Consider the following 11,803-nt stretch of genomic DNA (forward strand, 5'->3'; position numbering starts at 1 on the left):
ATGCAGGCCGGGGCCGTCGGGTCGACATCATCTGCACACTCGCGCGGCGAAAATTGTCTTCGTCCACCGCCCAACCTCTGCCGGCCCGGCGGCGTACTCCTGTGTGAGCATCGCCCACGGAGGAGGACCTGATGACCGGCACGGACCTGGAGGAACGGCTCGCGCGGCTGAGTGAGGGCGAGGTCGACGCGACCGCACCCGTGCCCGCGCACCTGTGGACGCGCGGCCGTCGGTGGCAGCGTCGCCGTCGGGTGGCGAACCTCGCCGCGGGCGCGACCGCCGTCGTCCTGGTCGGCGCGACGGTCACCGCTCTCGGGCCCTGGACCCAGCAGCCCCAGGAGATTGCGCCGAGCGCGGTGCGTGAGGGAGCGAAGCTGCCCGACCGCATCCACATGAGGCTGACGCGCCACCTGCCCGACGCGGCCCTTGAGCCAGCCGTCGGGGTCGCCGACTTCGACCGCACCACGTTGACGCGCACGGAGAACGGCATCGCCACTCTGGGGGCCTACTCGGGGGCGTACGGGTTCGTCCCGACCCCTGGTCGCGTCAGCGAGGTGAGCGTCTCGCCCGACGGGGAGCGGGTGGCGTACTGGGTCAAGGGTGCGTCGCCGTCCCAGGAGGCGGTGTCGGCGGCCGGCGTCGGTGGCGAGGTGGCCGGTGGCATCGGGGTCCTCGACCTGACCACCGGTGACGTACGCGTGCGGGAGATGCAGAGCAGGCACGGTCTCGCTGATCGTGGCGTCATCTGGTTGGACGAGACGTCCCTCTACGTCGAGACCTGGGCCTTCGGCCCTCCCCAGGAGGAGGGGTACTCCTCGCGTCGCATGGCGCGCGAGGTGCTGGACACGGACTCCTTGGTCGCCGCTCCGGCGCCCTGGACGGAGAAGTGGGGGCTTAGCAGGCGGGTGGCTAGCCAGGGTGGTGACCTCCTGGCGTTCGCCGAGAAGGGCTGGGCGTTGGTGGACCGGTCCTCGGGGGCCGCGACCCCGTTGCCGGGGGAGCCGCCACTGATCGGCTTCTCACTGCCGACGATGGCCGTCTCCACGGAGGGTCGTGTCGCAGCGTTGGGCAACGACGACCCCCCGGACACCTCGTCGAACGAGGTCACCCGGCTGGCCGTCACGACCGGATCGCTGGCGGAGGGCCCGTCGTTCAGGTGGCGGGACGTGCCGGTGGACCGGGCGCCGATGCTCGCTGGGCTCCACGGGTGGCGCGAGGGGGAGGTCGTGGCGACCGATGTCTCCATCGCCGCGGACGGGGTGGTCGGTACCTTCGTGACGATCTCGCCCGAGAGCGGTGAGCGGACGACGCTGTCCACGCTGGTCGCTCCGGAGGAGGTCGACGGCGACCAGGGGTGGGCCAACTGGGTCTGGGCTCCCGACCTGCTGACCTCCGCCCGCGTGGTCGAGGGCAAGGCGCCTCCGTCGCCGCCCAACCCACGTGTGGTGGCGGGTGGTGCCGCTGCGGCGCTGCTGGTCGTGCTGGGCGGACTGGTTCTCTGGAGGCGTCGTGCCCACCCCTGACACCTTCACCGAGTTCGTCGCGGCCCGATATCCGGCGCTGCTGCGCACCGCGCGCCTCCTGGTCGCCGACGCGCACGCCGCCGAGGACCTGGTCCAGGAGGCTCTTGCCCGCTGCGTTCCGGCGTGGGGGCGGATCGAGGGCGACCCCGAGCCCTACGTACGCACGGTGCTGGTGCGCCAGAACATCTCGCGGTGGCGTCGTCGCCGGGTGGCGGAGGTCTTCGTGGAGTCGCTGCCCGAGGTGGCGACGTACGACGCCGACGCGGCGGTGCAGGACGAGCTGACGCGTGCGCTCGGCCAGCTCGCGCCGCGCCAGCGAGCCGTCGTGGTGCTGCGCCACGTCGAGGACCGTCCGGAGCGGGAGGTCGCGCAGATGCTCGGGTGCAGCGTTGGCACGGTGAAGTCGCAGGCACACGCCGGGCTGGCCAGGCTGCGTCGCATCCTGGCGGAGGACGAGGGTGGCGAGGCCTCGTCCGTCGCCGCGGCTAGCCTGACCGCATGATCGTCGCCATCAGCATCAGTCCGACCGCGCAGGACGACGACGGGTCGGTGGCCGCCTCGGTCGCCGAGGCCGTCCAGGTGATCCGTGACTCCGGTCTTCCCAACGAGACCAACGCGATGTTCCCAACATCGAGGGCGAGTGGGACGAGGTGATGGAGGTCGTGAAGCAGGCGGTCTTCAAGGTCGCCGAGACCTCACCGCGGGTCGGGCTGGTGCTGAAGGCCGACGTCCGTGCTGGTCACGACACCGGACAGATGACTGCCAAGGTCGAGCGGCTGGAGAGCCACCTCTCCGACTGACGGTGGCGGGGAACGGATCCCGCGACCGCCGCGTCCCACCGGCATGAGACTCCTTCACGCGGTCGGGCTGGCGTTGATCCTCCTCGTGGGTGGGGCCTGCAGCGGCGAGCCCGCCGGCGGCCCGGCGACCGACGTACGGCCGCCGAGCGAGGCGACGGTGGGTCGGTGGAGCCGTCTCCCGGACCTGCCGCTGTCGCCCCGCAGGGGCCCGGTCGTCGCGGCCGTGGGCGGCCGGGTCGTGGTGGTGGGCGGCTACACGGGCTTCCCGTGCCCGCCCCATGCCGACTGCGTGTACGACGACGACTTCGCCCGCGACGGCGTGACCCTCCACGACGGAGGCTGGCAGCCGATCGCCGACCTGCCGGTGCAGATCCCCGAGCGTGCCTCCTCCGCAGTGCTGCCCTCCGGGCTCTTCGTCCTGGCCGAGGGCGAGATCCTGCACTGGCGCAGCGACGAGGACGCCTGGAGTCGCATCCCCCTGCCCCGCGGCCAGCAGCACGGGGCGCTGGTGGCCCACGACGGTCGCCTCCACCTGGTCCAGGGCAGCGACGAGCTTGGGGAGCGCCCCGACTACGTCCTCACGCAGGCAGGGGCCTGGGAGCCCTTGCCCGACGACCCGTACGACGCCAGCTTCGACCGCGCCATGGTCAGCACGCCGCACGGACTTGTCCTGACCCGCAGGTCGATCGCCGCCGTGGACCGCGGCACGGGGGCGACGTTCGTCGAGGCCGCCGTTCTGCGTGCGGATCGGTGGCGTGAGCTCGGCCGGAGCGACCAGCTGGGGGGTGGACGGTGGGCCTGGGCGGGCGAGAGGGCCGTGGACGCGACCCTGGGTGGCGCTGACGGGGGACAGGTGAACGGCTTCGGCCGGGTGATCCCCTACGGGGGTCGCCTCGACCCGGCGACGGGCAGGTGGTCCCGACTCCCGCCGCGCCCGGGGAGCGCTCCGGGGGGTGGCAGGTGGAGGCGTACGAGGGCCCTGTCGTCGCGTCGTCCGGCTACCTGTACGACGACGCCCGCGGCTCGTGGACCCGGCTGCCGGCGCCGGAGGGGGCGCCGGAGGCGCCGGGCCCGGCCGCCTGGCTCGACGACGCGGTGGTCGTGGTGGGTGGCGAGGACTGGCGTGGGGTGAGTGGCCGGGCGGAGCCGGCGGATGTCTGGTCCGGCCGGGTGTGGCTGTGGAAGGTGGGGTGAAGCGTCGGGCCGAGGTGCCACACTGTCCGCCATGGGACTGCGCAGCAACGGGGTGAAGGTGCGAGCCGGGCGCGTCGCCGACGCGGTCGCCGTGCGTGAGCTGGTCGAGGTGGCGTTCGGCTCCGAGGAGGGGCGCGTCATCAACTCCGCGCTCTCCGAGCTCGACGCCCGTGGCCTCTCCCAGACCTTCTTCGTCGCGGTCGACCGCGACGGCGCCAGCAGGGGTGCTGAGCGGGTCGTCGGTGTCGTCGGGCTCAGCCGGGCGTGGGTGGATGCCCGTCGTCGCCTGGTCGACGTGCTGGTGCTGAGCCCGCTGGCGGTCCTGCCGGAGGTGCAGGGCCGGGGTGTCGGCGCGGCGCTGCTCAAGGAGTGCGTGACCTACGGCGACGAGGTGGGGGCCCCGATGATCGTCCTCGAGGGCGACCCGCGCTACTACGGCGTGCGCGGATGGGTCGAGGGTGCCAGCCGCGGCATCGAGCGCCCCTCCGAGCGGATCCCGGCCGCCGCCTTCCAGGTCAGGCTGCTCAAGACCCACGACGCCTGGATGGCCGGTCGCCTGGTCTACCCCGACACCTGGTGGCGCCACGACGTCGTCGGGCTGCGCGACCCACAGCTCGCCGAGATCGAGGCTGCACTGGGCGACCACTCCTGATCCGTTCGAACAAATGTTCGAGTACGATGGCTGAGTGTCACGCTACGTCGCTCCGCCCGGGTGGCCCTCCGAGGTCAGGCCACCCGACGCCCCGGACTGGGAGGCCACCGCGGTCAACTGGCTCCTGGACCTCTGCCCGCCCGAGTACCGGCGCTACCAGGGGTTGCGCCGCCACTCCGTGGTGCTGGCCCGCTTCGCGGTGATCCACGTGGAGGCCGACCAGGCGGCCGTGCGGCGCGGGCTCAGCGGCATCAGGGTCGACCTGCGCGACGTGGCCAGCGACGCGGTCGTGGAGGCGGCCGTGCAGACCTTCCTGATCGAGGACGCCCGGCTGGCCGGGGTACGCCGCGCCGCCGGGTTGGTGGAGGAGGCGCTGCGCGGACGCCGCTACGTCGCACGCCTGTGACGGGCCGCGCGCTAGGTTCGGCGCATGGTCGACTTCGCCTGCACCGCCCTGGTCGACCCGCGTGGCTGGGTGCTCATGCAGCAGCGCGACCGCGACGCCGCGCGTTGGCCGGGTCTGTGGTCCTTCCCCGGAGGGCGCGTCGAGCCCGGTGAGACCGGCCGCGACTGCGCGGCGCGCGAGCTCGCCGAGGAGACCGGCGTACGTCTGGCCCCCGCTGACCTGACCAGCCTGGGGGAGCACCGCATGGTCGACCCCGAGGGAACGAGTGGACCTGGGCACTCTTCGCAGCGCGCACCGAGCTGGCCCAGTCGGAGGTCGAGTGCCACGAAGGGGTCCAGATGCTCTTCCGGGACCCGGTGGGGCTCGACGGCGACGACGTGGTGGCCAGCGCGGTCGACGTCGGTGCCCTGCTGCGGGAGTGGGTCGCCCGTACGCCCGCGGCGCTGGGGGAGCGACGCTTCGCCGGGGTGCTGCTGCGGGACCGGCGAGGGTGGCTGCTGCTCCAGGAGCGCGACGAGCACGCGCGGATCGACCCCGAGCGGTGGGGGCTGCCGGGCGGTCACGTGGAGCCGGGCGAGACCTTCGCGGAGGCAGCCCCCCGCGAGCTTGAGGAGGAGACCGGGATCGTCCTGCCCGACGGTGTGCTGAGACTCTGGCGCGACTTCGTCGTCGACCACCGGGCCGCGCACGGCACCTGGGACCGGATGCAGGTCTTCGTCGCCGACGTCGACCTGTCCGACGACGACGTCGAGTGCCACGAGGGGCGCCGGATCGTCTTCGTCGACCCGGCGCAGGTGCCGTCGCTCCCGCTGACCCGGGCGGCCGAGCAGATCCTCCCCGCCTTCCTGGGCTGAATCCACTCCCGGCCAGGTCGTAGGGTGGCCCCCATGAGCATTCCCACCGCGCCCCTGGTTGCCGTCGGACTCGTGGGCGGCTACGCCGCCGCTCGCTTCAGCGGGAAGCGCCCCCTGGGTGGGGCCGTCCTCGCCGTCGCCGGAGCCGCGGCCGCCACGGGGTGGACCCGCCAGGTCGGACCGGTCGGCGCCGCGGCGCTGACGGCCGTCTACGTCGGAGCCTTCGGGGCGTCCCACCCGTTGGCCAAGAAGCTCGGCGCCTGGCCCTCGGTCGGTGTCGTCACCGCCGTGGCCACCGCCGCCGCGGCCGTCGCCGACGTCAAGGGACGCTGACGACGACCTGCCCCGGCAGGTCGTCGACGAGGGAGGCAGCATGACCCTGCTCAACCACGACCAGGTCGCCGAGGCGGCCCTCGCGGACTGGCGGCTCCTGCAAGGAGCGCTGCACGCCCGCTTCCGCACCGGCACGTTCGCTGTCGGGCTGGAGCTCGTCAACCGGATCGGGGCGCTGGCCGAGGAGATGGACCACCACCCCGACCTCGACCTGCGTTACCCGCACCTCAACGTCAGGTTGCTCAGCCACGACGCCGGCGGGGTGACCGGCCGCGACGTCCGCCTGGCCCGCAAGATCAGCCACGCGGCGTCCGACCTGGGGATCAACGCCGACCCCGACGCCCTGAGCGTCTTCGACCTCGCTCTGGACACCCCCGACGCCGACCGCGTACGCCCGTTCTGGGCTGCGCTGCTCGCGGCGGAGGACAAGGGTGGCGACGAGGTCCACGACGACTCGGCGGCCGTGCCGTTGCTGTGGTTCCAGGCCAGCGGGGCCCAGGAGCCACGCCAGCGTTTCCACGTCGACGTCACGGTCCCGCCGGAGCAGGCCGGGGCGCGCATCGAGGCTGCGCTGGCGGCCGGCGGAACCCTGGTCAGCGACGCCGACGCGCCGTCCTTCACGGTGCTCGCGGACCCCGACGGCAACCGCGCCTGCATCTGCACCGTTCTGGAGCGGCAGGGCTGACGTCCTACTGGTCCGATCACCTAGACTGACCAATTCACCGAGGGGCCTGCGGGTCACCGTGCCCGGACCCAGGTGAGTCAGTGCCACACACCGAAAGCGGAGGACCATGGGTCACCTGGACTCGATCGCCACGCCACGCGACCTGCGAGGCCTCAGCGACGACCAGCTCGACGAGCTGGCTCAGGAGATCCGGCAGACGCTGGTCTCCACCTGCGCCGTCACCGGCGGGCACCTGGGGCCCAACCTCGGCGTCGTCGAGCTGACCCTGGCGATCCACCGGGTCTTCGACTCCCCGCGCGACCGGATCGTGCTCGACACCGGCCACCAGTCCTACGTGCACAAGCTGCTGACCGGGCGCGCCGGCGACTTCTCGACCCTGCGCCAGGAGGGCGGCCTCAGCGGCTACCCCAGCCGGTCGGAGTCCGAGCACGACATCGTCGAGAACTCCCACGCCTCCACCGCGCTGAGCTACGCCGACGGCCTCGCCAAGGCGTACGCGATCAAGGGCGAGGACCGTCACGTCGTCGCCGTCATCGGTGACGGCGCCCTCACCGGTGGCATGGCCTGGGAGGCGTTGAACAACATCGCCATCGCTGACGACAGCCGCCTCGTCTTCGTGGTCAACGACAACGAGCGCTCCTACACCCCGACCGTCGGTGGATTGGCCAACGCACTGACCACCCTGCGCACGAGCCCGCGCTACGAGCAGCTGCTCGACGTCGTCAAGCGGCGCCTCAACGCGGTGCCCGGGGTCGGCCCCGCGGCGTACGACGCCCTGCACGCCATGAAGAAGGGCATGAAGGACGCGATCGCGCCCCAGGGCCTCTTCGAGGACCTCGGCCTGAAGTACGTCGGCCCGGTCGACGGCCACGACCGTGCCGCGGTCGAGCACGCGCTGGCGGCGGCCAAGAAGTTCAACGGCCCGGTGATCGTGCACGCGCTCACCAAGAAGGGCTACGGCTACAGCGCCGCCGAGCAGCACGAGGCCGACCAGTTCCACGCGCCGCGCCCCTTCGACATCGAGACCGGCGAGGAGCACCCCACCGGTCGCATCTGGACCGACCACTTCTCCGAGGCGATGGTCCAGCTGGGCGAGCGCCGCCCCGACGTCGTGGCCATCACGGCGGCGATGATGCACCCCGTGGGCCTCGACGCGTTCGAGCGACGCTTCCCCCGGCGTACCTTCGACGTCGGCATCGCCGAGCAGCACGCCGTGACCTCCGCCGCCGGGCTCGCCATGGGTGGCCTGCACCCGGTCTTCGCGGTCTACGCGACCTTCCTCAACCGTGCCTTCGACCAGGTCCTGATGGACGTGGCCCTGCACCAGTGCGGCGTCACCTTCGTGCTCGACCGCTCCGGCGTGACGGGTGACGACGGCGCGAGCCACAACGGCATGTGGGACATGTCGATCCTGCAGGTCGTGCCCGGCCTCCAGCTCGCGGCGCCCCGTGACGCGGCGCGCCTCACCGAGCTGCTGGACGAGGCCGTCGAGGTCGACGACGCCCCCACCGTGGTGCGTTTCCCGAAGGGTCCGCCGCCGGCCGACATGGAGGCCGTGGACCGCATGGGTCGCGCCGACGTGATGGTGCGCGAGGGCGACAAGGACGTGCTGCTGGTCGCCGTGGGGTCCATGGTCGCCACCGCGATCGAGGTGGCCGACCGGCTCGTCGACCAGGGCATCGGTGTCACCGTCGTCGACCCCCGCTGGGTCAAGCCCGTCGACCCGGCGATCGTCGCCGCCGCGGCCGAGCACCGCCTCGTCGTCAGCGTCGAGGACAACGGCATCGTCGGTGGCTGCGGCTCGGTCCTGCTCCAGACGCTCAACGAGGCAGGTGTGACCACGCCGGTCCGCCTGCACGGGATTCCGCAGGAGTTCCTCGACCACGCCAAGCGGCCCGTGATCCTCGCCCGGGCGGCCTGGACGCGCAGTCCCTGGCGCGTTCGATCGTCGAGGACGTCACTGCCGCCCAGGCCGGGCAGCCGCTGCTCGACGTCGGCCACAGCGCCTGACCTACCGCTGGGCGACCGCCCGGCACGCCCTGTGGTGACCGGCGCGTCGAGGGCCGTACGTTTCTGCCATGAGCCTCTTTCGAACGAAGAGCGTCGAGCAGTCGATCGCCGAGACCGACGAGCCCGAGCACAGGCTGAACAAGAGCCTCAGCGCCCTCGACCTCACCATCTTCGGTGTCGGCGTCATCGTGGGAGCCGGAATCTTCGTCTACACCGGCACGGTGGCGGCGCAGAACTCCGGTCCCGCGATCTCGCTCTCCTTCGTCATCGCCGGCCTGGCCTGCGCGCTCGCGGCCCTGTGCTACGCCGAGTTCGCCTCCACGCTGCCGGTGGCCGGGAGCGCGTACACGTTCTCCTACGCCACCTTCGGTGAGTTCGTGGCGTGGCTCATCGGGTGGGACCTGGTGCTCGAGTTCACCGTCGGAGGGGCGGCGCTGGCCTCGAGCTTCTCCGGCTACCTCCAGAGCCTGCTCGAGGGCACACCGTTCGAGGTGCCGGCCGCCCTGGGCTCGTCCACCGACGGTGTGGTCAACCTCCCGGCCGTGGTCATCGCCGTCATCGTGACGCTGGTGCTGGCCCGCGGCATCAAGCTCGCCAGCATCGTCAACCAGGTCGTGACCGCCATCAAGCTGGTGGTGGTGGCCCTGGTGATCGTCATGGGCGTCTCCTACGTGAAGGTGGCCAACTGGACGCCCTTCGTCCCCGAGAGCCGCAGCGTCCCGGCGGGTGACGCCTCGTTCTGGAGCTCGCCGCTGGTCACCTCCCTGTTCGGCCTGGAGCCGGCGGTCTACGGCTGGGCGGGCGTCATGGCCGGTGCCGCGGTGGTCTTCTTCGCCTTCCTCGGCTTCGACGTGGTCGCGACGGTGGCCGAGGAGACCAAGGACCCCCAGCGCGACGTCCCGCGGGGCATCCTGGCCTCGCTCGCGATCGTGACCGCCCTCTACGTGATGGTCAGCCTGGTCATCACCGGGATGCAGAACTACGCCGACATCGACCCCGACGACTCCGCCCCCCTGGCCACCGCGTTCGAGGTGGTCGGCCAGGACTGGGTCAGCACGCTGATCGGAGTCGGCGCGACCATCGGCCTCACGGTCGTGACCATGACCCTGGTGATGGGACAGACCCGGGTCGGCTTCGCCATGGCACGGGACGGGCTTCTGCCCGGGTGGCTGGCGAAGGTCCACCCCGAGTACCGGACGCCCTCGCGGATCACGCTGCTCTGCGGCACCGGCGTCGCCCTGCTCGCCGGCTTCGTCGACTTCGCCACGCTCGGCCACCTGGTGAGCATCGGCACCCTCTTCGCCTTCGTCCTGGTGGCGGTGGGCGTGATGATCCTGCGCCGCACGCGACCCGACCTCGACCGTGGCTTCCGGGTGCCCGCGGTCAACCTGCTGGCGCCGCTCTCGGTGCTGCTGAGCGTCTACCTGATGCTCAACCTGGTGGGGGAGACCTGGGTGCGGTTCCTGGCCTGGATGGTCCTCGGCGTCGTCGTCTACTTCGCCTACAGCCGCCGCAACTCCCGCCTGGGACAGCGCCTGGCCGCCGACACTGCGCCTACGCAGGCTCCGACCGCGTGACGCACGTACGCCCCACCCGCGCACCGCGGGTGGGGTACGTCGTCGCGCACCAGGTGCAGGGCCCTGGTCAGCCGTCCATCGGCTCGCCGAAGCCCAGCACCAGGTCGTTCCCGGCCCGTCCGACCGCCTCGGCCACGACCGTGCACCCGCCGCCGAGCTCACAGCTGAGCAGGTCGGCCGGAGTGGTGTCCCACGGCTTGTTCAGGCCCAGCATGAGGTAGGTGTCGGCGTCAGCCCAGATGTAGCCGATCACGAACTCGTAGCCGGGCACCGTGACCGGTTGGTGCGTGCCTGCTGCGACGTCGAAGACGGCGAAGACGTCGGGCTCGATCTCGCCGAGCACGTGGGAGCCGTCGTCGGAGAGGTCGAGCATCATCCACGCGTCGAGCGTGGTGCCCTCGCCCGCAGTGCGGGTCACCCGGCTGACGTCCTGACCCGCCTCCTGGGCGCGGTAGGCGATGAAGCCGTCCTCGACGTCGGCCACCTCGACGTCGCCGGACCACGGCATCACCGGGGTGGTCCGGTCTCCGGTGCTGTCCCAGCGCACCACGCGGTCGCGGTCGCGTGCGTAGACGTCCGCGCCGTCCAGGGCCACCACGCGCACCTCGGAGGCCCTTCCCGTCACCGGCACCGAGACCACGGAGCCGTCCGCCTGGTCGAGGAGGGCGAGCTCGTTGCCTTCCTCGCGGGGCTGCGCCCAGGCGGCGAGCGACCCGTCGGAGTCGAGACGCGGCTCGTCGCGGTCGATCGTGCCGACCTTTGTGGTCGCTTCGTCGCCGGTGGCCGACCAGACGTCCCCGCCGCGGTCGGCGTACACGATGCCGCGCGTGGTCTGGACGAAGGCGTGCACGTCGGTCGGCACGGTGAACTCGCGGCCCGCGACGTGCACCGAGGTGCCGTTGGCATACGCCGGACTGCCGTCGGAGAAGGCCCCCGCGAACGAGAACTGGGAGCCGGAGGTCCTGCCGGGGTTGCTGGCGGGGCCGAGCTGCGGGAGGGCGAGGGCACCCACCAGGACGGCTGCGGTGGCGGCAGCCACCCCGGCCCCGGCCAGCGCGCGCCGACGGCGTACGCGGCGTTCCCCGGCCGTCACCACGGCGTCGAGGTCGACGACGGGGGCGGAGAGGCGGTCGGCGCGGTCGTGCATCAGGTCAGTCAGTCGAGGGCTCATGCGAGTGCCTCCATGGCGGTGGGAAGTCCGAGGTCGGTCGTGTGGCCCTGCTCGGCGAGCACGGACCTGAGACGGCGCAGGCCGGCGGCGACCTGGCTCTTGACGGTTCCGACGGCGCAGCCCATCACCTCGGCGGTGGCTGCCTCGGAGAGGTCGTCGTAGTAGCGGCAGACGATCGCAGCCCGCTGGCGAGGCGGGAGCTCCTGCAGCGCGTTCCAGAGCCAGTCGCGCTCGGCGACGCCGGTCTCGTGGCCGTCGCGCGTGGTGTCGGGGAGCGTCTCGGCCGGGCGCTCGCTGCTCCACGACCGCCGGCGGTACCAGGAGATCGCGGTGGTGGTGATCGCCTTGCGGGCGTACGCCTCGACACGGCTGCGGTCCCGCAGCCGTGGCCACGCCACGTACGTCTTGGTCAGGGCCTCCTGGAGGAGGTCCTGGGCGAGGCCGCGGTCGCCGACCATGAGGTAGGCGGTGCGGTGCAGGGCGGGGGAGCGGTGGGCGACGAACTCGGCGAACTCGTCGACGTCACGAGGCGCCACGGTCTCCACCTCCCCGGCTCAGGTGCCCCGGTGGGGCCTTGGATGTCTTCACGTCCGTACCG

The 11,803-nt window shown here is 72.3% G+C and carries 11 protein-coding genes and 3 pseudogenes; 12 read left to right on the forward strand and 2 right to left on the reverse strand.

Annotation, left to right across the window (positions count from 1 at the left end):
• Positions 1-131: 131 nt before the first annotated feature.
• From E2C04_RS07545 to E2C04_RS07600, 12 genes and pseudogenes are all read left to right on the forward strand, one after another.
• Complete coding sequence (locus E2C04_RS07545) at positions 132-1,523, forward strand: hypothetical protein (protein ID WP_135832147.1); 1,392 nt, start codon at positions 132-134, stop codon at positions 1,521-1,523.
• Complete coding sequence (locus E2C04_RS07550; protein WP_135832148.1) at positions 1,510-2,025, forward strand: SigE family RNA polymerase sigma factor; 516 nt, start codon at positions 1,510-1,512, stop codon at positions 2,023-2,025. The genes E2C04_RS07545 and E2C04_RS07550 overlap by 14 nt, the downstream gene beginning before the upstream one ends.
• Positions 2,022-2,323 (forward strand): annotated as a pseudogene (locus E2C04_RS07555) (thiamine-binding protein). Before E2C04_RS07550 ends, E2C04_RS07555 begins: the two are co-directional and overlap by 4 nt.
• A 43-nt stretch (positions 2,324-2,366) precedes the next feature.
• Positions 2,367-3,455, forward strand: coding sequence for a Kelch repeat-containing protein (locus E2C04_RS07560; protein ID WP_135832149.1), 1,089 nt, complete (start codon positions 2,367-2,369; stop codon positions 3,453-3,455).
• Between the two features lie 93 nt (positions 3,456-3,548).
• Positions 3,549-4,169: a GNAT family N-acetyltransferase gene (locus tag E2C04_RS07565; protein WP_135832150.1), complete on the forward strand. Its 621-nt coding sequence runs from the start codon at positions 3,549-3,551 to the stop codon at positions 4,167-4,169.
• Positions 4,170-4,203: 34 nt separating this feature from the next.
• A complete protein-coding gene (locus tag E2C04_RS07570; RefSeq protein ID WP_135832151.1) occupies positions 4,204-4,575 on the forward strand; it encodes a hypothetical protein in 372 nt (123 codons plus the stop codon).
• Positions 4,576-4,599: 24 nt separating this feature from the next.
• Positions 4,600-4,836: pseudogene (locus E2C04_RS20805) on the forward strand (NUDIX domain-containing protein); the annotation flags it as partial.
• A 77-nt stretch (positions 4,837-4,913) separates the two neighbouring features.
• Positions 4,914-5,429: an NUDIX domain-containing protein gene (locus tag E2C04_RS07580; RefSeq protein ID WP_135832152.1), complete on the forward strand. Its 516-nt coding sequence runs from the start codon at positions 4,914-4,916 to the stop codon at positions 5,427-5,429.
• Positions 5,430-5,462: 33 nt separating this feature from the next.
• Entirely contained in the window at positions 5,463-5,762 is a 300-nt protein-coding gene (locus tag E2C04_RS07585; RefSeq protein WP_135832153.1) for a hypothetical protein, read from the forward strand.
• 40 nt (positions 5,763-5,802) lie between these two features.
• Positions 5,803-6,447, forward strand: a complete 645-nt coding sequence (locus E2C04_RS07590; protein ID WP_135832154.1) for a 4a-hydroxytetrahydrobiopterin dehydratase — start codon at positions 5,803-5,805, stop codon at positions 6,445-6,447.
• A 106-nt stretch (positions 6,448-6,553) separates the two neighbouring features.
• Positions 6,554-8,457: pseudogene (dxs, locus tag E2C04_RS07595) on the forward strand (1-deoxy-D-xylulose-5-phosphate synthase).
• Between the two features lie 68 nt (positions 8,458-8,525).
• Positions 8,526-10,034: an amino acid permease gene (locus tag E2C04_RS07600; RefSeq protein WP_135832155.1), complete on the forward strand. Its 1,509-nt coding sequence runs from the start codon at positions 8,526-8,528 to the stop codon at positions 10,032-10,034.
• A 67-nt stretch (positions 10,035-10,101) separates the two neighbouring features.
• On the opposite strand, the gene E2C04_RS07605 is transcribed toward E2C04_RS07600, so the two are convergent.
• Together E2C04_RS07605 and E2C04_RS07610 are read right to left on the reverse strand one after the other, a co-directional pair.
• Complete coding sequence (locus tag E2C04_RS07605; RefSeq protein ID WP_135832156.1) at positions 10,102-11,205, reverse strand: hypothetical protein; 1,104 nt, start codon at positions 11,203-11,205, stop codon at positions 10,102-10,104.
• Positions 11,202-11,741: a SigE family RNA polymerase sigma factor gene (locus E2C04_RS07610; RefSeq protein WP_135832157.1), complete on the reverse strand. Its 540-nt coding sequence runs from the start codon at positions 11,739-11,741 to the stop codon at positions 11,202-11,204. The genes E2C04_RS07605 and E2C04_RS07610 overlap by 4 nt, the downstream gene beginning before the upstream one ends.
• Positions 11,742-11,803 lie beyond the last annotated feature (62 nt).

It is taken from the genome of Nocardioides daphniae (genome assembly GCF_004777465.1).
GTDB lineage: Bacteria > Actinomycetota > Actinomycetes > Propionibacteriales > Nocardioidaceae > Nocardioides > Nocardioides daphniae.